21 protein-coding genes and 1 pseudogene are annotated in these 21,408 nt (G+C 67.7%); 9 read left to right on the top strand and 13 right to left on the bottom strand.

From position 1 onward, the window contains the following. Nucleotides 1-77: 77 nt before the first annotated feature. From DID96_RS01230 to DID96_RS01210, 4 genes are all read right to left on the bottom strand, one after another. Nucleotides 78-1,943: a phosphoenolpyruvate carboxykinase (GTP) gene (locus tag DID96_RS01230; protein ID WP_124597450.1), complete on the bottom strand. Its 1,866-nt coding sequence runs from the start codon at nt 1,941-1,943 to the stop codon at nt 78-80. Nucleotides 1,944-2,476: 533 nt separating this feature from the next. After that, complete coding sequence (locus DID96_RS01220) at nt 2,477-3,253, bottom strand: glucose 1-dehydrogenase (RefSeq protein WP_124597449.1); 777 nt, start codon at nt 3,251-3,253, stop codon at nt 2,477-2,479. 80 nt (nt 3,254-3,333) lie between these two features. Beyond that, nucleotides 3,334-4,200 (bottom strand): SDR family NAD(P)-dependent oxidoreductase, encoded by an 867-nt coding sequence (locus tag DID96_RS01215; RefSeq protein WP_124597448.1) that lies wholly within the window; start codon nt 4,198-4,200, stop codon nt 3,334-3,336. Nucleotides 4,201-4,287: 87 nt separating this feature from the next. Next, nucleotides 4,288-4,788 (bottom strand): nuclear transport factor 2 family protein, encoded by a 501-nt coding sequence (locus DID96_RS01210; protein WP_124597447.1) that lies wholly within the window; start codon nt 4,786-4,788, stop codon nt 4,288-4,290. A gap of 204 nt (nt 4,789-4,992) precedes the next feature. Between DID96_RS01210 and DID96_RS01205 the strand changes: the two genes are divergently transcribed. From DID96_RS01205 to DID96_RS01195, 3 genes are all read left to right on the top strand, one after another. Beyond that, nucleotides 4,993-5,490, top strand: coding sequence for a nuclear transport factor 2 family protein (locus DID96_RS01205; protein WP_124597446.1), 498 nt, complete (start codon nt 4,993-4,995; stop codon nt 5,488-5,490). A 63-nt stretch (nt 5,491-5,553) separates the two neighbouring features. Continuing rightward, nucleotides 5,554-6,270, top strand: coding sequence for an EthD domain-containing protein (locus tag DID96_RS01200; RefSeq protein WP_124597445.1), 717 nt, complete (start codon nt 5,554-5,556; stop codon nt 6,268-6,270). 301 nt (nt 6,271-6,571) lie between these two features. Then, nucleotides 6,572-6,826: a hypothetical protein gene (locus DID96_RS01195; protein WP_124597444.1), complete on the top strand. Its 255-nt coding sequence runs from the start codon at nt 6,572-6,574 to the stop codon at nt 6,824-6,826. Nucleotides 6,827-6,959: 133 nt separating this feature from the next. On the opposite strand, the gene DID96_RS01190 is transcribed toward DID96_RS01195, so the two are convergent. The 9 genes and pseudogenes from DID96_RS01190 to DID96_RS01150 form a co-directional block, all read right to left on the bottom strand. Then, a complete protein-coding gene (locus DID96_RS01190) occupies nt 6,960-7,784 on the bottom strand; it encodes an SDR family NAD(P)-dependent oxidoreductase (protein ID WP_124597443.1) in 825 nt (274 codons plus the stop codon). Between the two features lie 2 nt (nt 7,785-7,786). After that, the gene (locus tag DID96_RS01185; RefSeq protein WP_124597442.1) at nt 7,787-8,662 is read right to left on the bottom strand and encodes an SDR family NAD(P)-dependent oxidoreductase; all 876 of its coding nucleotides are present in this window, start codon (nt 8,660-8,662) and stop codon (nt 7,787-7,789) included. A 97-nt stretch (nt 8,663-8,759) separates the two neighbouring features. Continuing rightward, nucleotides 8,760-9,752 carry an NADP-dependent oxidoreductase gene (locus DID96_RS01180; protein WP_124597441.1) on the bottom strand — a complete coding sequence of 331 codons (993 nt, stop codon included), beginning with the start codon at nt 9,750-9,752 and terminating at the stop codon, nt 8,760-8,762. An 89-nt stretch (nt 9,753-9,841) separates the two neighbouring features. After that, on the bottom strand, nt 9,842-10,483 hold the full coding sequence (locus tag DID96_RS01175) for a Dabb family protein (RefSeq protein ID WP_124597440.1): 642 nt from the start codon (nt 10,481-10,483) through the stop codon (nt 9,842-9,844). Continuing rightward, nucleotides 10,473-10,817 (bottom strand): hypothetical protein, encoded by a 345-nt coding sequence (locus DID96_RS01170; protein ID WP_124597439.1) that lies wholly within the window; start codon nt 10,815-10,817, stop codon nt 10,473-10,475. The genes DID96_RS01175 and DID96_RS01170 overlap by 11 nt, the downstream gene beginning before the upstream one ends. 66 nt (nt 10,818-10,883) lie before the next feature. Next, nucleotides 10,884-11,411 carry a transferase hexapeptide repeat family protein gene (locus DID96_RS01165; protein WP_124597438.1) on the bottom strand — a complete coding sequence of 176 codons (528 nt, stop codon included), beginning with the start codon at nt 11,409-11,411 and terminating at the stop codon, nt 10,884-10,886. A gap of 48 nt (nt 11,412-11,459) precedes the next feature. Continuing rightward, nucleotides 11,460-12,385: pseudogene (locus tag DID96_RS38750) on the bottom strand (electron transfer flavoprotein subunit alpha/FixB family protein). Between the two features lie 37 nt (nt 12,386-12,422). After that, entirely contained in the window at nt 12,423-13,211 is a 789-nt protein-coding gene (locus DID96_RS01155; protein ID WP_124597437.1) for an SDR family NAD(P)-dependent oxidoreductase, read from the bottom strand. 34 nt (nt 13,212-13,245) lie between these two features. Next, the gene (locus tag DID96_RS01150; RefSeq protein WP_124597436.1) at nt 13,246-14,082 is read right to left on the bottom strand and encodes an alpha/beta fold hydrolase; all 837 of its coding nucleotides are present in this window, start codon (nt 14,080-14,082) and stop codon (nt 13,246-13,248) included. Between the two features lie 141 nt (nt 14,083-14,223). Here DID96_RS01150 and DID96_RS01145 point away from each other — a divergent pair, with 141 nt between their 5' ends. The 6 genes from DID96_RS01145 to dmpG all read left to right on the top strand — a co-directional run bounded on the left by DID96_RS01145 (nt 14,224) and on the right by dmpG (nt 21,062). Further along, the gene (locus tag DID96_RS01145) at nt 14,224-15,003 is read left to right on the top strand and encodes an SDR family oxidoreductase (RefSeq protein ID WP_124597435.1); all 780 of its coding nucleotides are present in this window, start codon (nt 14,224-14,226) and stop codon (nt 15,001-15,003) included. Between the two features lie 176 nt (nt 15,004-15,179). Continuing rightward, nucleotides 15,180-16,742, top strand: a complete 1,563-nt coding sequence (locus DID96_RS01140; RefSeq protein ID WP_124597434.1) for a DUF1302 domain-containing protein — start codon at nt 15,180-15,182, stop codon at nt 16,740-16,742. A gap of 40 nt (nt 16,743-16,782) precedes the next feature. After that, the gene (locus DID96_RS01135; RefSeq protein ID WP_124597433.1) at nt 16,783-18,165 is read left to right on the top strand and encodes a DUF1329 domain-containing protein; all 1,383 of its coding nucleotides are present in this window, start codon (nt 16,783-16,785) and stop codon (nt 18,163-18,165) included. A gap of 118 nt (nt 18,166-18,283) precedes the next feature. Then, nucleotides 18,284-19,066 carry a 2-oxopent-4-enoate hydratase gene (gene dmpE / locus DID96_RS01130; RefSeq protein WP_124597432.1) on the top strand — a complete coding sequence of 261 codons (783 nt, stop codon included), beginning with the start codon at nt 18,284-18,286 and terminating at the stop codon, nt 19,064-19,066. 53 nt (nt 19,067-19,119) lie between these two features. Continuing rightward, complete coding sequence (locus DID96_RS01125) at nt 19,120-20,019, top strand: acetaldehyde dehydrogenase (acetylating) (protein WP_124597431.1); 900 nt, start codon at nt 19,120-19,122, stop codon at nt 20,017-20,019. 11 nt (nt 20,020-20,030) lie between these two features. Next, nucleotides 20,031-21,062 carry a 4-hydroxy-2-oxovalerate aldolase gene (gene dmpG / locus DID96_RS01120; protein ID WP_124597430.1) on the top strand — a complete coding sequence of 344 codons (1,032 nt, stop codon included), beginning with the start codon at nt 20,031-20,033 and terminating at the stop codon, nt 21,060-21,062. Nucleotides 21,063-21,408 lie beyond the last annotated feature (346 nt).

Here is a 21,408-nt window from a genome sequence, read left to right as displayed (position 1 = left end):
GAAAAAAATCCCGCGCCGGCACACGTGGCCGGCGCGGGACTTCGGTTGCCATGCGCCGGACCAACCGGCGCCATTCATTACTCGCCGAGTCGGCGTTCGATCTTCGTCATCGTATCGAGCAGCTCGGCCGGCAAGCGCAGCTTCAGCGTGTCGAACAACTGCGCATGCAGCGCCAGCTCGTCGCGCCATTCGGCCACGTTCATCGACGTCACCGCATCGAACTGCGCACGCGTGAAGTCGAGCCCGTCCCAGTGCAGGTCGTCGTAGGCGGGCGACACGCCGAACGCGTGCTCGCTGCCGCCGCCGGTCCCTTCGAGGCGATCGAGCATCCACTTCATCACGCGCATGTTCTCGCCGAAGCCCGGCCACACGAACTTGCCGTGCTCGTCCTTGCGGAACCAGTTCACGCAATAGATCTTCGGCAGGCGCGCACCGCTCGCCGCGAGCTTCTCGCCCATCGCGAGCCAGTGACCGAAATAATCGCTCATGTTGTAGCCGCAGAACGGCAGCATCGCGAACGGATCGCGCCGCACGATGCCCTGCTGGCCGGCCGCGGCGGCGGTGGTTTCCGAGCCCATCGTCGCGGCCATGTACACGCCTTCGACCCAGTCGCGCGCTTCGGTCACGAGCGGCACCGTGGTCGAGCGGCGGCCGCCGAAGATGAACGCGTCGATCGGCACGCCGGCGGGGTTTTCCCAGTCGCTGTCGATCGACGGGCATTGCGCGGCCGGCGCGGTGAAGCGCGAGTTCGGATGCGCGGCCTTGCGGCCGGTTTCTTTGGCCGTTTCGGGCGTCCACGGGTTGCCCTGCCAGTCGGTGAGCTTCGCGGGCGGCGTGTCGGTCAGCCCTTCCCACCACACGTCGCCGTCTTCCGTCAGCGCGACGTTCGTGAAGATCACGTTTTCCTTCAGCGTCGAAATCGCATTCGGGTTGGTCTTCACGCCGGTGCCCGGCGCGACGCCGAAGAAGCCTGCCTCGGGGTTGATCGCGTAAAGCCGGCCGTCGCGGCCCGGCTTCAGCCATGCGATGTCGTCGCCGATCGTCGTGACCTGCCAGCCGTCGAAGCCCTTCGGCGGAATCAGCATCGCGAAGTTGGTCTTGCCGCACGCGGACGGGAACGCGGCCGCGACGTGATACTTCTTGCCGGCCGGCGACGTCACGCCGAGGATCAGCATGTGCTCGGCGAGCCAGCCCTGGTCGCGGCCCATCGTCGACGCAATGCGCAGCGCGAAGCACTTCTTGCCGAGCAGCGCGTTGCCGCCGTAGCCGGAACCGAAGCTCCAGATCTCGCGCGTTTCCGGGAAGTGCACGATGTACTTGACCGGGTTGCACGGCCACGGCACGTCCTGCTGGCCCGGCTCGAGCGGATGGCCGACGCTGTGCACGCACGGCACGAACGGGCCGTCTTCGCCGAGCACGTCGTACACGTCGCGGCCCATGCGCGTCATGATCCGCATGTTCACCGCGACATACGGGCTGTCGGACAGCTCGACGCCGACGTGCGCGATCGGCGAGCCGAGCGGGCCCATCGAGAACGGCACGACGTACAGCGTGCGGCCGCGCATCGAGCCGCGAAAGAGACCGTCGAGGGTGGCGCGCATCTCGTCCGGCGCGATCCAGTTGTTGGTCGGCCCGACGTCGTCGCGCGACGCGGCGCAGATGAACGTGCGATCCTCGACGCGCGCGACGTCGGACGGATCGGACTGCGCGAGATACGAATTCGGACGCTTCGCCGGATTGAGGCGCTTCAGCGTCCCCTGTTCGACCATCGCCTGGCACAGCGCGTCGTATTCGGCCTGCGAGCCGTCACACCACACGATGCGGTCGGGTTCGGTGAGTTCGGCGATGCGCTTCACCCAGTCGATCAGCCCGCGGTGCTTGACGAATGCCGGCGGAGCGAATTGCTGGCCGCGTGTCGCTTCGGCCGTGGTAATGGGTTGCATGGTGTCTCCAGATTTATCGGGCGGGGATGGGGGGAGCGGGCGGAGCCCGCAAGATGGATAAGCCGATCGGGAGCCAGGTCGCAGCGCAGACCGCGCGCAGGACGCGACACGCGTGCGGCGCGCGTGTCGGAGCCGTGATGCGTGCGAGAGGATGGTGTGTCTCGTTAGAGTGTGCGAACGCGAGTTTCGCCATGCATGCGACCTGACGTACCACTACATGATGACGTCCAGCATACCATCGCCAATACCCTGCTGGCGTTGCGTTGCAGCAAGACTGGTGCATGCCGGCGCACCGGCATGTGGGTTGCTTGCGCGCAATTTTTACCCGCAAGCGGCGGGCACCGCATGCGCCGGATCGGTGCAGCGCACCGCCCGGCAAGGGTTTCGTGGAAACGGCAAATCCGGCCTGCGCGAGCGGCGCGCAACGAACGTGCCTGCCGCGCGCACATATTCACGTTTTCGCTACTGCTGCAAACCCTGAATTAGGTTGCGTACACAAACATCTGACCAGAGCGCATGAAACGCGGCACCGCTCAAAACGGCGCACCCGGCAATCCGGGGTAATACGCGCCCGCGGCCATCCCGCCGTCGACCGCCAGTTCCGCGCCGTTGCAGTACGACGCGTCGTCGCTCGCGAGGAACAGCGTCGCGCGCGCGATTTCGTCGGGCAGCCCGACGCGCTGCAGCGGCACGTGCGTGTAATGCTGGTTGACTTCGTCGAGTGGCGCGCCGGTCGGGTTCGACATCATGGTGTTCACGCCGCCCGGATGGATCGAGTTCACGCGCACGCCCTGATGGCCGAGCTCGAGCGCCGCGACCTTCGTGAGCCCGCGCACGCCCCACTTGCTCGACACGTACGCGGCGAGCGCATTGACGCCGCGCAACCCGTCCACCGACGAGATGTTGACGATCGAGCCGCTTTTCTGCGCGATCATGCGCGGCGCGATCGTGCGGATGCCGATGAACGTGCCGACCAGGTTGATCGACACCGCGCGTTCGAAATCGCGTGTCGACAGCTCGGTGATGCAGCCGAACTTCAGCACCGCCGCGTTGTTCACGAGCACGTCGATGCGGCCGAACTGATCGGCCGTTGCCGCGGCGACACGCGCCCAGTTCGCTTCGTCGGCAACGTCGAGCCGCATGAAGCGCGCGGCATCGCCGAGCTCGCGCGCGAGCGCCTCGCCTTCCGCTTCGAGCACGTCGGCGATCACGACGCGCGCGCCTTCCGCAACGAACAGCCGGCACGTCGCCGCGCCCATCCCGCGCGCGCCGCCGGTGACGATTGCTACCTTTCCTTCCAGCCGAGCCATGTTTTCCTCTCCTCGATTCGCCGGCGCAACGCGCGCGGCCTTCTCATTCAGGATTCCCATCGATGTGTGCGAATTGCGATTCATGCGACGATTGCCGGATGCGCCTGCACGGGCCCGCCGAGCAGTTCGCGGTAAGACGGCGGCTGCTTGCCGTCGAGATCGGCGATCCCGTACTTGAGTGCCGCTTCCGCGCCGACCAGCACCTGGCCCGACAGCGCCATCCGTTCGGGGTCCCGGTACAGCGCATGAATCACGCGACCCGTGAATTCGGGGCTTTCTGCGACGAGCGAGAATTCCTTGTACAGATCGGGGTGCTCATCCCACACGCGCGTCGTGCGCTCGGTGCGCAGCGGCCCCATCCAGATCGACACGGCCGCGACGTCGAACGGCTTCAGGTCGACGGCCATGTCCTTCGCGAACTTGTCGACGCCGACCTTCTGCGCGCCGTATGCGGCGCCGTGCATGTAGCAGCTCGCGCCGAACGACGACGTGAACGCGATCAACCCGCCGCGGCGCTTCGTCATCAGCGGCGCCGCGTGCCAGCTCGCGACGTACGCGGACCGCAGGCCGACATCGAGGATGTTCACGAGGTCGAGCGACTTCTCCCAGAACGGGCCCGGCAGGATCAGCTGGTCGTGCAGATACGTCGCGTTGTTGACGAGGATGTCGAGGCGTCCGCACTCGCGCTCGACGCGCTCGAACAGCGCGTTGACCTGCGCGTCGTCCGCGTGGTCGCACGGCACCGCGATGCCGCGGCCGCCGAGTGCGTCGATCTCGCGCGCGGTCTCGTGGATCGTGCCGGGCAGTGGCGCATCGCCTTCGTGCTGCGAGCGGCCCGTTACGTAGACGGTCGCGCCGGCCGCGCCGAGTGCGCGCGCGATGCCCCTGCCCGCGCCGCGCGATGCGCCCGTCACGACGGCGATCGGCGCGTCGTTGTTCTTTGCCATGTTCGGTGTCTCCTGTTCGATGCTGATGAAACGCGAGAATCGGAAAATTCAGGCGGCAAATTCAGCCAGCGGATTCAGGCGGCGGTTTCACGCGACCAGCGGCAGCGTGCCGGCAAACAGCACGCCGCGCGCATCGCCTTCGTAGCGGGCGCTCAGCGTCGACGTGACGACGCAGCGCGTCGCGGCGATCTTCCATTCGCCGTCGACCTTCCGGTATTCGTCGTCGTAATACGCGCCGAGCTGCGTGAGCGTGTGCGCGTTCGTGTCGATCATCTGGTAGTGCAGGCCCCACGTGCCGCGCGCATGCGTGTCGTCGAGCACCGTGATGTCCGGGTTCACGCCGTGGTGCATCTCGACGATGTGCGGATGGCAGCCGAGCCGCTCGAACACGTCGACGAGCGCATCGCGGTGCTCGAACACGCCGATCCGCCCATAGTCGATATGCACGGCGCCGGGCGCGAAGCAGTCGCGCATCCGTTGGGGATCCTTCCGGTCGCAGCTCGTGAAGTAGCGTGCCTTCAGGCGGCGGATCGCGTCGGCGTCCTCGAGCCTGCGCAGCCGCGTCTCCAGTTGTTCGGTGGGCGTCATGCCATCTCCTTGGTATCGACGCACGCGGCGGGTGCGGTGCGTCGACATCCACGGTACAGGCGCGATGCCGGGCGGCCATCATCCGTTCGGACGAAACGGCGCGGCGTGCGTAGTGCACATGGGCGGCCCCAATCACCCAATCAGACGATGTGATGCGGCGGCGATCGTTCCTACCATCCGTCGATACCACCACGAGGCGCGGCGATGGACGACACGACCCGGACACTCCACGAATTCGAGCAGATCCGTCAACTGAAATACCGGTACTTCCGCGCGGTCGACACGCACGACTGGGCGTTGCTCGCGCAATGCCTGACAACCGACTGCAGCGCGCGCCTGCACGGCGGCAAATATGCGTACGACGGCCGCGATGCATTCGTGTCGAGCCTGCAGGCGCTGATCGGCAAGCCGACGTTCCTGACGATGCATCACGGCCATCACCCGGAACTCACGCTCGTCGCGGCCGATCGCGCACGCGGCGTGTGGTTTCTCGAGGATCACGCGATCAATCTCGACGACGACTACCTGCTGCACGGCACCGCGTTCTACGACGACGAATACGTGAAGCAGGACGGCGTATGGCGCATCCGCGCGACGCGTCACGAGCGGCTGTTCGAGAGCGTGACGTCGCCGATCCCGCCGTCGTTCACGCTGACCGCGAACCGGTTCGCACCCGCCGCGCAGCCGGACACCGCGCACTGAATCCGGCGGCATGGCAACCGTCCCTGTCCGCCGTCACTGTTATTTCCACCTGGAGCCCGAGCAATGGAGAAAGTCATTTACGTGTTGTGGCGCGACGCGCAGGCCGCGCCCGATCAATGGAGCCGCACGGTGCGCGCGCAGCTCGCGGACAAGCTGCTGTCGCTCGGCGCGCACGGCGTGCAGGTCAATGTCGCCGACGCGGACGTCGTGCCCGCCGCGGCGCTGAAGCAGGTGAACACGCATCCGTCCATCGACGGGATCGCGGCCGTGTGGATCGACAGCGCGAACCCGATGTTCCGGCAGCCGTTCGACGACGCGGTGCGCACGGTCGTCCCGCACATGGCCGCCTATCTCGTCACCGAGTCGCAGCCGATTCCGAACACGCGCTTCCCGGCGCGGCCCGGCGAACGCACCAGCGGGTTTTCGCAGCTCGCGTTCCTGAAGCGGCCGCCGCGCCTTACGCACGACGCGTGGCTCGACGTGTGGCACAGCCATCACACGCGCGTCGCGATCGACACGCAGGACAATTTCCTGTACGTGCAGAACGTCGTCGTGCGCGCGCTCACGCATGCGGCACCCGGTTACGACGCGATCGTCGAGGAATGCTTCCCGGCCGCCGCGATGACGGATCCGCACGCATTCTTCGACGCGGTCGGCGACGACGAGAAGTTCCAGCGCAACGTCGCCGAGATGATGGACAGCTGTGCGCGCTTCATCGATTTCGACAAGATCGACGTGGTGCCGACGAGCCAGTACATCGTGAAGGCGGTTGGCGCCTGACGCGCACGCCGGGCGGTGTGCGGCCCGGCATTTATCGGCATCGTCCGACCGGCCTGAAGATCGCGGCTGTTCACGCGCGATCGCGTGCGTTGACGCCGGCCGACACGATGCGGGGAACCTGATCGTGCGTCACCGGCACGCGCATGCGGTCGTGCCTACGTTCAAAGCATCACCCGTGCCCGTGCACGGTGAAGGATCCTGTCATCCGCGCAAACGCGTATCTTCACGTGGCGTTAAGTTTCGCGACCTAGACTGATTCAGTTGACACTTGTCACGCAGTGTTGTCGCGAAAGGAGTCGCCATGAACAAGCACGCGATCGCCGCCGTCCTTGCGGCCGTTTCCCTCTCGGCGTTCGCTCAACCGGGCGCGCAATCGTCCGGTTCGCCGATCCCTGCCACCCCACGCGCCGACGGCGCGCAAACGGTGCATCGCGCGCCCGGCACCCTGCCTCCGGCTGGCGGCTTCATGCTCGCGAAGATCGATCAGAACAATACGCCGCCCGATCGCGGCGGCGACCCGAGCGGAAGGCAGCATTCTTCGGGCACGAAGATGTAAGCAGGCAAGCCAGCCGGCCGCATCCTTCGAGTGGCCGGCACGCCAGCCAATGCAGATGTGAAGCGACACCGCCGCGGCGTGCAGGAATGCACGCCGCGACGGTGTTTTTGCGCGCGTTCGCGCGCGACGCCGGTCAGAACGACGGCAGCGACGGATCGCGCGCGGCGAGGATGTCGTCCGTGCGCCGCTGCAGCGCGCCGTCGATCGTCTCGGGTTGCGGAATCAGCCAGTAACGCCCTTCGCGGATCCCGTCGAACACGCGCTCGGCGAACTCGTCGGGGGTGAGGCCGTGCGCGTTCAGCATCGCGCGCATCGTATCGACGAATCCGCGCACCGCCGGGCGATCGTGCGCGTCGCCGAACGGGTCGTTGAAGATTCCGCTCAGCACGGGCCCCGGCGCGAGCAGCGACACACCGACAGGCGAGCCGAGCAACTTCAGTTCGCCATAGAGCGATTCGGTCAGCGCGACCACCGCGAACTTCGTCGCCGAGTAAGGCGACATCAGCGGGCTCGGCAGGAACCCGCCGACCGACGCCGTGTTGACGACGCGCGCGGGCACGTTGCGCGCGAGCATCCGTGGCACGAAGCTGCGAATGCCGTTCAGCACGCCGTGCACGTTGATCGCGAAGCTCCGTTCGTAGCGCTCGGGCGTGATCTCCCAGCTGAACCCGGTCGCCATCACGCCCGCATTGTTGAACAGCAGGTCGACGCCGCCGAAGCGCTGCCACGCGGCGTCCGCGAGCGCGTCGACTGCCTCCGGCCGGCTGACGTCGGTCGGCACGCACAGCACGTCGGTGTCGAGTGTCGCGGCGAACGCGTCGAGCCTGGCCGGGTCGAGGTCGGCCAGCACGACACGCATGCCGAGCGCGGCCGCACGGCGCGCGAGCCCGCTGCCGATGCCGCTGGCCGCGCCGGTGATCACGGCGGTGCCGCCGTCGATGCGAAGCGATGCAGTCATGGTCAGAGTCCTTCAGGGTTGATGAGCGGATGCGCATACGCGGGGATCGCCGGCGGCGGCAGCGGCGTGCGGCCGTCGAGCGAACGCACCGCGAGCCCGTGCGCGAGCGGAAAGTGCAGGCTGTGCGCGATCACGCCGGTGCGCTCGCGCGCCGGCAGCCGGCACAGCGCGAGCGCCGTCTCGGCCAGATACGCGACGTCTTCGGTCGGATAGCCTTCCGGGATGTAGCGGGCCGCGCCCGGCGTGCGGATCGCGGTGCTCGGCGCGACGAGGTTCACCGCGATTCCGTCCGGTTCGAGTTCGGCCGCGAGGCCCTGCGTGAAGCGCGACAGCGCGGCCTTGGCAGCCGCATACACGGTCGCGCCGCCCGCGCGCGCGAATGCGTCGAACGGCCGCGGCGGCGACAGCGCGGTGACCGAGCCGACGTTGACGATCCAGCCCGCGCCACGCGCGCGCATCAGCGGGATCGCCGCCTGCGCGAGCGCGAACGGGATCCGCAGATAGTGTTCGATCGTCGTGTCGAACATCGCCATTGGCATCGTCTCGACGCGTTCGTAGTCGGCCACGCCCGCGTTGTTGACGAGGATGTCGAGTCCGCCGGCCGCGTCGGCCGCGCGCGCGACGAGCGTGTCGCGCTCGGCCGCGTTCGACAGGTCGGCCGCGAGCGGAATCGCGCGGCCGCCCGCCTGCTCGACCAGCGCGACCGTTTCGGCGAGCGTGCCGGCGATGCTCGCCGATTGCGTGAGGCTGCGCGCGGTCACCACCACGGTCGCGCCTTCGGACGCGAGGCGCTGCGCGATCGCGCGGCCGATGCCGCGGCTCGCGCCGGTGACGAGCGCGACTTTGCCCGCGAGGGTTCGGGTTCGGGTGTCCGTCATTGTGTGTCCTTTTTGTCGGTGTCTTGTCGCTGTTTTGTCGGTAGCTTGTCAGTCTCGTGTCGGCATCTTGTCGGTCGATTGATCCGGAGCGATGTGCTCATCCGGTGATATCCGCAACTTGCAGCACCAGCTTGGTTTTCGCGTCGCCCGATTGAACGAGGTCCAGCGCCCGCGCAGCCTGTTCGAGCGGCAGGCGTTCGAAGCGCGGCACGCGCACGCGTCCGTCCGCGAGCTGCGCGGCGATCCGTCCGAGCCGCTCGCCGCTCGGCATGCGGCTGAAGGTCATCGCGGTGCGCAGCCCGCGCCGGGCCGCTTCCGATGCAATCGTGGCCAGCCGCTCCGCGTCTTCGGCAACGAGCGTCATGATGTTCGCGAGCGTTCCGCCCGGCGCCAGCAGGTCGAGCGCGCGGGGCAGCGTGCCGCCGCCGACCGCGTCGAGCACGAGATCGACGCCGCCGGGCGCCCATGCACGGACGGCGTCGTGCACGTCCTGCGCGCGGTAGTCGATGCTGTGCGCGCAGCCGAGCGATTCGACGAACGGACGGTTGGCCGCGCTGCAGGTTGCGGCAACCTCGGCGCCCGCACGCGTCGCGAGCTGGATCGCGAACGTCCCCACCGCGCCGGCGCCGCCGTGGACCAGCACCTTCTGGCCGGGCTGCAGGCCGCCGTCGTCGAACAGTCCTGTCCACGCGGCGAGTGCCGGAGTCGGCACCGTCGCCGCTTCCGCGAAGCCGAGCGTGTCGGGCAGCCGCACGACCGAGTCGTGGCGCACGGCCGTGTATTCCGCATAGGCGCCCCACTTGCCGGCGCCGACGTCGGTCTGCGCGAACACGCGCATGCCGGGCGCGAAGCCCTCGACGCCCGCGCCGACCGCTTCGACGACGCCCGCGACGTCGAAGCCGATCACGAACGGAAACGTGTACTGCATGAACGCGCCGAGGTAGCCTTCCCGGCATTTCCAGTCGGCCGGGTTGACGCCCGCGCACGCTACGCGGATCAGCACGTCGCCGGGGCCCGGTTCCGGTTTCGGCACGTCGGCCAGCCGCAGCGCATCCGAGTGGCCGACGCGGTCGATCAGCATGGCTCGCATCGTGGTGTCTCCTTTTGTCATCGGTTGTGGGTTTCGTGGTTTGACGAATGGCCTGATGAATCGTCCGACGATTCGTCTGGCCAAGCGCGCTACGCGTCCGGATCGTCTGGCGCCAGCAAGCTCGACGCGAGCGGGCAAAACGCATGCGAGATCGCGTCGACCGTCCAGTCGGGATGCTCGGTGTCGAACCAGCGGTCAGCCCAGCCCCAGTGAAACGGATGCAGCAGGTATTCGCCAAGCAGGTCGTCGACCCGCGCGAACTCCTGTTGCCAGACGTGCGTCCATCTGCCGGGCGCGGCGACCCGGCTCAGGCGCCAGTTGCGGATGCCCGGCATGCAGGCCGGCATCCGCAGCAGGTCTTGTTCGAGCGCCGCAATCTGTGCGCCGGTGGCCTGTGCGCGGGTGTGCAGCATCAGCGTGCGCCAGATGCCGTTGCGCAGCCCCGGTTCGCGTGCGCCGCCGCCGACCACCGGGCGGCACGTGGCCGCGTCGATGCGCGCGACGCCCGGCAGCGCCGCCAGCGCGGCGGACGCGGATTCGATATCTGGCGCGTCGTCGTCGCGGATCAGGTCGAGCGTGAGGCCGCCCGCGCCCCAGCTCCCTTCGAGGTTGCGGGACAGATGCACGCGACCCACGCCGGGCAGCGCGCTCGCGCGATCGTGCAGCACGCGTTCGAGTGCGCGGACGTCGCTGTTATCGGCGACGAATACCTGGGCCGTGTCATGCCGCATGGCCGGCCTCCGGCACGAACGGCAGCGGCGCGTCGGCGTCGGTCATCACGTGGCGGCGCCGCGTGTCGCAAAGCGCGTCGACGCCGGACCAGAACGCGATCACGTCCGCATTCGTCAGTGCGCGCAGCCGGTAGTAGGCTGGCGCGTCCGCGACCTGCCACGACAGCCACAGCGTGCTGGCCTGCCCGGCTATCGCCACCGGTGGCGACACCCAGCGGCGGTGCGACGTGAGGCCGCGCGCGGCATGGCTCGGCAGGTAGCGCTCGCGCAGCAGCGCGAGCACGTCCGGTATGCGCTCGGGCGCAAGCGTGATTTCGTCGAGGATCTGGATCATTCGCGTGTTTTCCGTGGTCGTTCGTTGCGTTGCGGTTGACTCGTCTGCCGTTCACCGGCGGCGCGGTCATCCGTCGATGCGTTTGAGCGTGCGCAGACAATCCTCCGCCAGCTGCTGATAGAGCCGCGTGCCGTGCGCCTTCGCGTCGATCTCGGCATCGCTCAGGCGGCGTACCACCCGCCCCGGCACGCCGGCGAGCAGCACGCCGGGCGGCACGTCGAACCCGGCCTTCACGAACGCGCACGCGGCGACGATGGTCTTTGCGCCGATCGTCGCGCCGTCCATCACGACGGCGTTCATCCCGATCATCGTGTCGGGCAGCAGCATCGCACCGTGGACGATCGCGCCATGGCCGACGTGGCTGTTCACGCCGAGTCGGCAGGTCTCGCGGATGCCGACGTGCAGCGTGCAGCCGTCCTGCACGTTGCTGCCGTCCTCGATGACGATCGCGCCGAAATCGCCGCGCAGGCTCGCATGCGGACCGATGTAGCAGCGCGCGCCAATCGTCACGTCGCCGATCACGACCGCGCTCGGATGCACGTAGGCGGACGCGTGCACGCGCGGCGTGATCCCGTTGAATTCGAAAAGCGCCATTGGCCGGTTCGCCGTTTGGGGTTGGTGGAGCCGTCTGTGCGACGCGGATCAGAGCACGGCCGCGGCTTCGGGCACGAGCGTGAACAAATCGCCAACGACGCCGTAGTCGGCGACGCTGAAGATCGGTGCTTCGGGATCCTTGTTGATCGCGACGATCACCTTCGAATCCTTCATCCCGGCGAGGTGCTGAATTGCGCCGGAGATGCCGACCGCGATGTACAGCTGCGGCGCGACGATCTTGCCGGTCTGGCCCACCTGGTAGTCGTTCGGCACGTAGCCGGCGTCGACTGCCGCGCGCGATGCGCCGAGGGCCGCTGGCTCACGAATTGCGACATGCCTGCATCGGTTGCTGCTTCGAACTTCTCGACCGATGCACTGCCGCCTTCAGCCGCCACCGGATCGAAGCCCGTCGCGCGCACGGTGATCACCTTGACCGGATCGGCAGACTGCACCGTGGCGATTGCGTTGCCCGCGTAGATCGGGCGCTCGAACGTGTCGTCGCTGACGACCGCCGTGATGTCCGAGATCTGTGCGACATCGAGCTTTGCGGCAATGCGCGGTGCGATGTTCTTGTCGTAGGCGGTCGCCGGGGCGAGGATGTGCGAATCGTCGTCGATCGCCTGCTTGCCGAGGATCACCAGCGAAGGCTGCTCGTTGTCGACCAGTGCCTTCAGCACCTTCGCGACCCCCAACGGTTCGACGCCCGCAGCCGATTCGACCAGAATCGCGCGATCCGCACCGATCGCGAGCGCGGTGCGCAGCGTCTCCTGAGCCTGCGCGACACCGACCGACACCACAACCACTTCGGTTGCGACGCCCGCCTCTTTCAACCGCACCGCCTCTTCCACCGCGATCTCATCGAACGGGTTCATCGACATCTTCACGTTCGCGATGTCGACACCCGACTGATCGCTCTTCACGCCGACCTTCACGTTCGCGTCGACGACCCGTTTCACCGCCACCAGCACTTTCAACTGCGTGTCTCCTGTTCCGTTGCGTGGCCGCGCCGCATCAGCGCGCCGTGTATCCGCCGTCGATCACGAGTTCCGCGCCCGTCACGTAGCGGCCGGCCGGCGACACGAGATACAGGATGCCGGCAGCGATATCGCGCGGGCTGCCGATCTTGCCGAGCGGCACGTGCGTCTGCATGTACCCGAACGCGGCGTCCGGGTCCTGTCCCATCTGCCGGAACGCTTCCTCGAGCATCGGCGTGCGGATGTAGCCGGGGTGCACCGAGTTCGCGCGGATGTTCTTCGCCGCGTACAGCATCGCGTCGACCTTCGCCATCATCCGCACCGCGGCCTTCGACGCGTGGTATGCGGGCACGTCCGGTCCGCCGACGATGCCGTACATCGACGACAGGTTCACCACCGAGCCGCCGCCGGCCGCCTCGAGGTGCGGAATCGCGGCGCGCGTGCACAGGAACACGCCGTTCACGTTCACGTCCTGCACGCGCTGCCATTGCTCGAGCGTCAGCTCGTGCGTCGGCCGGTTCGGGCCGTCGATGCCGGCGTTGTTGACGAGCACGTCGAGCCGGCCGAAGCGCGCGGCGATCTCGCCGAACACGCGCGTGACATCGGCCTCGCGCGTCACGTCGAGCCACCAGTACACGGCCTGGCCGCCCTGCGCGCGGATTTCCTCGACGAGTGCCTCGGCTTCCTGCGACAGCACGTCGAGGATCGCGACCGTCGCGCCCGCGGCGGCCAGCGTGCGCGCCGTTTCGGCGCCGATCCCGCGTGCCGCGCCGGTGATCGCGGCAACCTTGCCGCGCAGGTCGAACAATTCTTCGATGAGTTTCATCACGTCTCCGTTGGTATCGGTTGGGCAACCCGTGTTATCGCGCATCCAGCGTCGCGAGAAAATCGACGCATTCCCGATTGAAATACTCGGCGTGTTCCACCATCACCCAGTGGCCGCAGCGGTTCATCAGCACGAAGCGCGCGTCGCGGCAGCGCTCGACGAACGTCAGCGCGCCGCCGACGGGGTTGAAGCGGTCGTCCGTGCCCCAGAAACCGAGCACCGGGCAGCGCACGTCGGCGAGCGCACCGGTCAGGTTCGGCACGCTCATCGTCGACAGCACCTCGGTCGGTTGCTCGACGCACACCTTCATCCGCTCGTCCACGAGCGCGTCGGTGACGATCGCCGGATCGTGCACGAGCAGCGTCAGCAGCTCGCGCATCGTGTCGCGATTCATCTGCCGATTGGTGAACAGCTGCACCATCCGCTGGATCCCTTCCATCCGGAAATAGGTGTCGCGATCCTCGACGCCGCCGGGCGCCATCATGATCAGCCCCGCGACGCTGTCCGGGTAGTCGAGCGCGTATTTCAGCGCGATCGCACCCCCGAGCGAATTGCCGAGCAGCACGGCCGGGCCGATGTCGAGCGCGTCGAGCTGCGCGCGCAGCGCGCCGACGAAGAAGTCGAGCGTATAGGCGACGTCGGACGGCTTCGACGACTGGCCGTAGCCCGGCAGGTCGACGACGATCGCGCGATGGCCGGCCGCCGCGAACGCCGGGTAGTTGTGCTTGAAGTTGCTGAAGCCGCTCGCGCCGGGGCCGCTGCCGTGGATGAACACCACGGGCCGGCCCGCGCCCGCCTCGAAATGGTGGAGCCGCAAACTGCCGGGCACGTCGGTGAAGGTGCCGCCCGGCACGGTCGTTGGGGTGGTCATGGCTGGTTGTCTCCTTCGTCGGTCGCGGGATGCGTATCCGGATGATTGCGCCCCCCGCGGCGGCCGGCATCATCCTTTCAGACTACGAAGCCGCGCGCGGATCTTCCTATCATCGGCTCCACCTGAGATGGAGACAGACCGATGAACGGATTCGACTACAGCGGCAAGACGGTGCTCGTGACGGGCGGCACCAAGGGCATCGGGCGGCGCATTGCCGAACGTTTCGTCGCGGCGGGCGCGCGGGTATTCGTCTGCTCACGCAGCGCCCCGGATACGCCGCCCGCGGCCGGCGGCCGCGAAGCCGCGTGCATTGCGGCCGACCTGCGCGACATCGAGCAGGTCGACGCGATGCTCGACACGATCCGCCGGACGGCCGGCGGCCTCGACGTGCTCGTCAACAATGCGGGCGGCTCGCCGTTCGCGCTCGCGGCCGACGCGTCGCCGCGCTTCACCGAGTCGATCGTGCGCCTGAACCTGATCGCGCCGTTGCAGCTCGCGCAGCGCGTGAACGCGATCATGCAGCCGCAGCCGGGCGGCGGCGTGATGCTGTTCATCGCGAGCGTCAGCGCGTCGCGGCCGTCGCCGGGCACGGCCGCGTATGGCGCCGCGAAAGCGGGCCTCGTCAACGCGGTGAGCTCGCTCGCGGTCGAATGGGCGCCGCGCGTGCGCGTGTGCGCGATCAGCCCGAGCCTCGTGCACACCGACGCGGCTGCCGACGGCCACTACGGCGACGCCGAGGCGCTCGCGTCGATCTGCGCGACGATTCCGGCCGGCCGCCTCGCGACGCCCGACGACGTCGCGTCCGCATGCCTGTTCCTCGCGTCGCCCGACGCCGCGTATGCGTCCGGCGCGAACCTGCGGCTCGACGGCGGCGGCGAACGGCCCGCGTTCCTGGCCGCTGCACAGGCCGCAGCGCGGTGAACGACCGTCCGGTGCATGGCTTGCCGCGCGCGCGTGCGCCCGCTGGCCACCGTCAGCAGCCCTTAGGGAAGTCATCTAGTTCATTTTGACGATTCCCTGCTACCGCGATCTCCCTACTCTGCCACTCACGACAACACACACGGTCGACCGTCGTCGATACCCCCAGAGGAGACACCATGCATCAACGGATTTCGCGCCGTACCGACAAGCGGGCCACCGCCACGCTGTCGACGCTCGCCGCCGCGCTGCTCGCATGCGCGCCCACTGCGCATGCAGGCACCACGATCGAGCTTGGCGCCGACACGACGCTCGACTACATGTTCCAGCTCAGCTACGGGCTCGGGATGCGCACGCGTGCGCCGAGCGGCAATCTGCTGACGCCCGCGAACATCAACGGCGACGACGGCGACCGCAATTTCGCGAAGAACAAGCTGATCGAGAACCAGGTCAGCCTGCTCGGCGAAGTGAACCTGAAGCACGACGACTGGGGCGTGTTCGTGCGTGCGGATACGTTCTACGACCAGGCATACCACCACCCGAACTACAACGATGCGCCCGGCACGGTGAACCACACGGGCCCTTACAACAACTTCACGAGCGACGCGCGCTACTGGTCGGGCGGCCATACGACGCTGCTCGCCGCGTATGCGTACAACACGTTCAAGATCGGCGCGACGCGCCTGAACGTGAAGGTCGGCGACCAGGTCGTCGCGTGGGGCGAAAGCCTGTTCTTCCCGAACATCGCGGGCGCTCAGGGCCCTGCGGACGCGACCAAGTCGTATGTCGCGGGCGCGGAGGTGAAGGACATCCTGCTGCCGGTGCCGCAGATCTCGACGCAGTGGCAGATCACGCCGAACTTCAGCCTGCTCGCGTACTACCAGTTCGCGTTCAAGGAGAACCGCCTGACCGCGCCGGGCACCTACTGGAGCTATTCGGACGTCGTGGGCCCCGGCGCGCAGTTCATCATCGGCCCGGGCGGGATGCTGATCCCGCGTGGCGCCGACGAGAAGCCGAGCGCACGCAACCAGTGGGGCATCGGCGCGCGCGTCCGCGTGTTCGGCGATACCGAGTTGGGCGTGTATCACCTGCACTACAACGACATGAACCCGAGCGTCGTCACGTCGTTCTACCCGACGCTCCAGTACCAGCAGACCTATTTCAGCAACATCAAGCTGACCGGCGTGAGTTTTTCGACGCAGGTCGGCTCCGTCAACGTCGCGGGCGAAGCGTCGTACCGCCAGGGCGCGGCCGTGCTTGTCAACACGCCGACCGGCGCGCAGGCAACGCGCGCGAACGTCACGCAGGTCAACCTGTCCGGCATCTACTCGATCGGACCGAGCTTCCTCGCGAATTCGCAATCGCTGATCGGCGAAATCACGTACGTGCATGCGGGTGGCATCTCGGCCGTCGACGGCTCGACCACGCTCGCGAATTCGCGCAATGCGCTCGCGCTCGAGGTCGCGTGGACGCTCAGCTACAAGAACGTGTTCAACGGCTGGGATCTCGACGTGCCGCTCACCTACACGCACGACCTGACGGGCACGTCGCCGCTCGCCGGCGCGCTCGGCTCGCTGACGGGCCAGGGCGACCACCGCGTGACCGCGGGCGTCACCTTCACGCGCCTGAGCAACCTGTCGCTGTCGCTCGTCTACGCGAAGTTCCTCGGCTCGCCGAACCCCGTCACGCGTCCGCTCGCCGATCGCGACTACGTGCTGGCGACCGCGACCTACCACTTCTGAGCGGCCCGGCCGCTCGTCACCCAGCAAGATGAGGACTGCCATGAAACGAATTCATCTCCCCCTCCTGCGCGCGTCGGTGATGGCCGCGTGCGCGGTCGTCGCGACGGCATCGTTCCCGAAGGTCACGCCGGACGACCTGAAGGCGCTCGACGGCCCGCTGACGCCGATGGGCGCGATGCGCGCCGCGAGCAAGGACAGCGGCGTGCCCGAGTGGTCGGGCAAATGGCTCGGCACGCCACCGGACGTCCAGTACAAGCGCGGCGGCCGCTATCCCGATCCGTTCGCGAGCGAGAAGCCGGTCGCCACGATCACCGCCGAGAACATGGCGCAGTACGCGGAGCACCTGACCGACGGACAGAAGGCGATGTTCAAGCGCTATCCGGCGACCTTCAAGCTCGTCGTCTATCCGAGCCATCGCGACTTCCGCTACACGGATGCCGTCTACAAGGACATCCGCACGTACGCGCCCGATTCGACGATGACGTCCGACGCGAACGGGCTCACCAACGCGCCGCCGCAGGTGCCGTATCCGATCCCGAAGACCGCCGCCGAACTGCTGTGGAACCAGCGCATGTCGTCGGCGATCGGCACCGAACAGGCGACCTACGACCAGGCGGTCGTCTATTCCGACGGCAACATCGCGTGGGGCAAGGTGCGCTACGACATCTACTCGCCGCGCAACGTCGGCAAGTATGACGTGAAGAGCGACCAGAACAATCGCACTTTTGCGCGCGTCGCCACCGACCTGCCGCTGGCCGACCGTGGCTCGCTGATCCTGTCGTTCACGAACTGGGACAAGGCCGGCGCGGACAACGCGTCGCGCACCTGGATGTACAACCCCGGCACGCGGCGCGTGCGGCAGGCGCCCGAATACGGCTACGACCAGCCGATGGGCCCGGGCGGCTTCCGCACCGTCGACGACGATCGTCTGTTCAACGGCTCGGGCGACCGCTACGACTGGAAGATTCTCGGCAAGCGCGAGATCTACGTGCCGTACGACAACTACAAGGCGATGGACAGCTCGGTCAAGTACGGCGACCTGCTGGGCAAGGGCCACGAAAACCCGTCGCTGATCCGCTACGAGCTGCATCGCGTGTGGGTGCTGCAGGCGACGCTGAAGAACGGCTATCGCCACCAGTACGCGAAGCGCGTGCTGTATCTCGACGAGGATTCGTGGATCACGCTGCTCGCCGACAACTATGACGCGCGCGGCCAGCTCTGGCGCACCAACGTTGCCACGACGCTCTACGCGTTCGATGCGAAGACGTTCTATCCGGGTGTCGTGTTCTACCACGACCTCGTCTCGGGCGCGTACATGGCCGACCGCCTGACCAACGAAGGGCCGATGCCGAAGCTCGACAACAGCCCGCAGTTCACCGAAGCGTATTTCTCGCCGGACGGGATTCGCAGCTCGGGCAACTGACCCGCGACCTTCACGCACGCGCCGGGGCCCTGCTCCGGCGCACGACGCCGCCCGAGGCGGCGTCCTGTTCCATTTCGCCGCCTGCGACGGCCGCCTTATCCATTTCGAGGGCCCTTTCATGTCTTCCCGCTTGCATACGGCGCTCGGCGACGAGCTGTACGCCGCGTGGCGCACCTGCGCGCCCGTCACGCCGCTGTCGGGCCGGCCGCGCCGGCTGTCGCTCGACGACGCGTACCGGATCCAGCAACGCTTCATCGAACGGCGCGTCACGCAAGGCGAATCGGTCGTCGGCAAGAAGATCGGCGTGACGAGCCAGGCCGTGCAGGACATGCTGAACGTGCGTCAGCCCGACTTCGGGATCCTGCTGTCCGGCATGCATTACGCGGCGGGCGAAGCGATTCCGGCCGACACGCTGATCGCGCCGCGCGCCGAAGGCGAGATCGCGTTCCTGCTCGCGCGCGACCTGCGCGGCCCCGGCATCGACCGCACCGACGTGATCGCCGCGACCGCGGCCGTCGCGCCGTGCTTCGAGATCGTCGATTCGCGGATCCGCGACTGGGCGATCCGGATCGAGGACACCGTCGCCGACAACGCATCGTGCGGCGTCTACGTGCTCGGCGATGCGCGCGTCGATCCGCGCACGCTCGACCTCGCCGCATGCGAGATGACGATCGAGAAGAACGGCGAGCCGGTCGCGCACGGCCGCGGCGACGCGGCGCTCGGCCACCCGGCCGATGCGGTTGCGTGGCTCGCGAACACGCTCGCCGAGTTCGACGTGCCGCTGCTCGCCGGCGAGATCGTGCTGTCGGGCTCGCTCGCAAAGCTGATTCCCGTCGCGGCCGGCGACGCGCTGTCGATGCATATCGAAGGCATCGGCGGCTGCGACGTCCGCTTCATCTGAATCCGAACCTGAACCTGAACCTGAAGGACCTGCGTTTTCCAGAGGAAACCCGCATGAAGAAGATCAAATGCGCATTGATCGGGCCCGGCAACATCGGCACCGACCTGCTGTACAAGCTGCGCCGCTCGCCGGTGCTCGAACCCGTGTGGATGGTCGGCGTCGATCCGGCATCGGACGGCCTCGCGCGCGCGCGCGAATTCGGCCTGAAGACCACCGACCAGGGTGTCGACGGGTTGTTGCCGCACGTCGCCGCCGACGACATCCGGATCGCGTTCGACGCGACGTCGGCTTACGTGCACCGCGACAACTCGGACAAGCTCACCGCGCTCGGCGTGCGGATGATCGACCTGACGCCCGCCGCGATCGGCCCGTACTGCGTGCCGCCCGTGAACCTCGCAACGCATCTCGGCACCGCGCAGACGAACGTCAACATGGTGACCTGCGGCGGCCAGGCGACGATTCCGATGGTCTACGCGGTGTCGCGCATGCAGCCGGTCGCGTACGGCGAAATCGTCGCGACCGTGTCGTCGCGCTCGGTCGGCCCCGGCACGCGCCGCAACATCGACGAGTTCACGCGCACGACGGCCGGCGCGATCGAACAGGTTGGCGGCGCGCGCAAGGGCAAGGCGATCATCGTGATCAACCCGGCCGAGCCGCCGCTGATCATGCGGGACACGATCCACTGCCTGACCGACGGCCCGCCCGACGTCGACGCGATCACCGCGTCCGTGCACGCGATGGTGAAGGAAGTGCAGCGCTATGTGCCCGGCTACACGCTGAAGAACGGCCCGGTGTTCGACGGCAATCGCGTGTCGGTGTTCATGGAAGTCGAGGGGCTCGGCGACTACCTGCCGAAATACGCGGGTAACCTCGACATCATGACCGCGGCCGCGGCCGCAACCGCCGAGCGCTTCGCCGAACAGATGCTGGCCGACACGGCCGCCACCGCATGAGGAGTCACGCGATGTCACTTGCAGGCAAGACCATCACCGTCCACGACATGTCGCTGCGCGACGGGATGCACCCGAAGCGCCACCAGATCTCGCTCGACCAGATGCGCGGCATTGCGCGCGGGCTCGACGCGGCCGGCGTGCCGCTGATCGAGGTCACGCACGGCGACGGCCTCGGCGGCGCGTCCGTCAACTACGGCTTTCCCGCGCACACCGACGAGGCGTACCTGAGCGCGGTGATTCCCGAGCTGAAGCACGCGAAGGTATCCGCGCTGCTGCTGCCCGGCATCGGCACCGTCGAGCATCTGCGGATGGCGCACGAACTCGGCGTGAGCACGATCCGCGTCGCGACGCACTGCACCGAGGCCGACGTGTCGGAACAGCACATCGGCCTCGCCCGCACGCTCGGGCTCGATACGGTCGGATTCCTGATGATGGCGCACATGTCGGCGCCCGAGCAGCTCGTCACGCAGGCGCAGCTGATGGAGTCGTATGGCGCGAACTGCATCTACATCACCGACTCGGCCGGCCACATGCTGCCCGACGACGTGACCGCGCGGATCGGCCAGGTGCGCGACGCGCTGCAGCCGGAGACGGAACTCGGGTTCCACGGCCACCACAATCTCGCGATGGGTGTCGCGAACTCGATCGCGGCAATCGCGGCCGGCGCGAACCGGATCGACGCGGCGGCGGCCGGCCTCGGCGCGGGCGCGGGCAACACGCCGATGGAGGTGCTCGTCGCCGTCTGCGACCGGATGGGCATCGAAACCGGCGTCGACGTGTTCAGGATCTCCGACGTCGCCGAGGATCTCGTCGTGCCGATCATGGACGCACCGATCCGCATCGACCGCGACGCACTGACGCTCGGCTATGCGGGCGTGTATTCGTCGTTCCTGCTGTTCGCGAAGCGCGCGGAAGCGAAGTACAAGGTGCCCGCGCGCGACATCCTCGTCGAGCTGGGCCGGCAGCGGCTCGTCGGCGGACAGGAAGACATGATCGAGGATGCCGCGCTGACGATGGCGCGGGCGCGGGGTGTCGCGGCGTGATGATCGCCCTGCTGCTTCCTGCCGCCGGATGAAAGAAACGCGGAGCCTCGGCTCCGCGTTTGCTTGGGTGATGCTGATCCCGTGAGCCTTACTCGGTATCCGGTGCATAGCCCAGCTCTCGCTGGTGGCGCACCGACAACACCAGGACACGCGAATCCGAGTGCGCGTACAGCACATCCTTGGCGCGAATCGACATACACATATCCAGTACAAAATTGATTAACGCAAACCTAAAAAAATTTGTTTAACCAGTCAAGTGGGATCCGGGATGTCCCGGGCGACATGCCAGGTGCCCGAACTGTTCGGGCATGACGTCTGAGGCACCCGGGCTCGGGGCGCGCTGCCG

Source organism: Burkholderia sp. Bp8963, assembly GCF_003854275.1.
Lineage (GTDB): Bacteria > Pseudomonadota > Gammaproteobacteria > Burkholderiales > Burkholderiaceae > Burkholderia.
The sequence above is the reverse complement of the archived record's forward strand: the minus strand, read 5'-3'. Positions and strand labels throughout refer to the sequence as shown.

What these genes read in the sequence shown, in the direction of transcription:
- DID96_RS01125 (WP_124597431.1), top strand. Translation starts at nt 19,120, where the DNA reads ATGAAGAAGATCAAATGCGCATTGATCGGGCCCGGCAACATCGGCACC.
- DID96_RS01140 (WP_124597434.1), top strand. Translation starts at nt 15,180, where the DNA reads ATGCATCAACGGATTTCGCGCCGTACCGACAAGCGGGCCACCGCCACG.
- DID96_RS01185 (WP_124597442.1), bottom strand. Translation starts at nt 8,662, where the DNA reads ATGACGGACACCCGAACCCGAACCCTCGCGGGCAAAGTCGCGCTCGTC.
- DID96_RS01215 (WP_124597448.1), bottom strand. Translation starts at nt 4,200, where the DNA reads ATGGCAAAGAACAACGACGCGCCGATCGCCGTCGTGACGGGCGCATCG.
- DID96_RS01165 (WP_124597438.1), bottom strand. Translation starts at nt 11,411, where the DNA reads ATGGCGCTTTTCGAATTCAACGGGATCACGCCGCGCGTGCACGCGTCC.
- dmpG (WP_124597430.1), top strand. Translation starts at nt 20,031, where the DNA reads ATGTCACTTGCAGGCAAGACCATCACCGTCCACGACATGTCGCTGCGC.
- DID96_RS01145 (WP_124597435.1), top strand. Translation starts at nt 14,224, where the DNA reads ATGAACGGATTCGACTACAGCGGCAAGACGGTGCTCGTGACGGGCGGC.
- DID96_RS01155 (WP_124597437.1), bottom strand. Translation starts at nt 13,211, where the DNA reads ATGAAACTCATCGAAGAATTGTTCGACCTGCGCGGCAAGGTTGCCGCG.
- DID96_RS01135 (WP_124597433.1), top strand. Translation starts at nt 16,783, where the DNA reads ATGAAACGAATTCATCTCCCCCTCCTGCGCGCGTCGGTGATGGCCGCG.
- DID96_RS01170 (WP_124597439.1), bottom strand. Translation starts at nt 10,817, where the DNA reads ATGATCCAGATCCTCGACGAAATCACGCTTGCGCCCGAGCGCATACCG.
- dmpE (WP_124597432.1), top strand. Translation starts at nt 18,284, where the DNA reads ATGTCTTCCCGCTTGCATACGGCGCTCGGCGACGAGCTGTACGCCGCG.
- DID96_RS01150 (WP_124597436.1), bottom strand. Translation starts at nt 14,082, where the DNA reads ATGACCACCCCAACGACCGTGCCGGGCGGCACCTTCACCGACGTGCCC.
- DID96_RS01220 (WP_124597449.1), bottom strand. Translation starts at nt 3,253, where the DNA reads ATGGCTCGGCTGGAAGGAAAGGTAGCAATCGTCACCGGCGGCGCGCGC.
- DID96_RS01195 (WP_124597444.1), top strand. Translation starts at nt 6,572, where the DNA reads ATGAACAAGCACGCGATCGCCGCCGTCCTTGCGGCCGTTTCCCTCTCG.
- DID96_RS01175 (WP_124597440.1), bottom strand. Translation starts at nt 10,483, where the DNA reads ATGCGGCATGACACGGCCCAGGTATTCGTCGCCGATAACAGCGACGTC.
- DID96_RS01190 (WP_124597443.1), bottom strand. Translation starts at nt 7,784, where the DNA reads ATGACTGCATCGCTTCGCATCGACGGCGGCACCGCCGTGATCACCGGC.
- DID96_RS01200 (WP_124597445.1), top strand. Translation starts at nt 5,554, where the DNA reads ATGGAGAAAGTCATTTACGTGTTGTGGCGCGACGCGCAGGCCGCGCCC.
- DID96_RS01180 (WP_124597441.1), bottom strand. Translation starts at nt 9,752, where the DNA reads ATGCGAGCCATGCTGATCGACCGCGTCGGCCACTCGGATGCGCTGCGG.
- DID96_RS01230 (WP_124597450.1), bottom strand. Translation starts at nt 1,943, where the DNA reads ATGCAACCCATTACCACGGCCGAAGCGACACGCGGCCAGCAATTCGCT.
- DID96_RS01210 (WP_124597447.1), bottom strand. Translation starts at nt 4,788, where the DNA reads ATGACGCCCACCGAACAACTGGAGACGCGGCTGCGCAGGCTCGAGGAC.
- DID96_RS01205 (WP_124597446.1), top strand. Translation starts at nt 4,993, where the DNA reads ATGGACGACACGACCCGGACACTCCACGAATTCGAGCAGATCCGTCAA.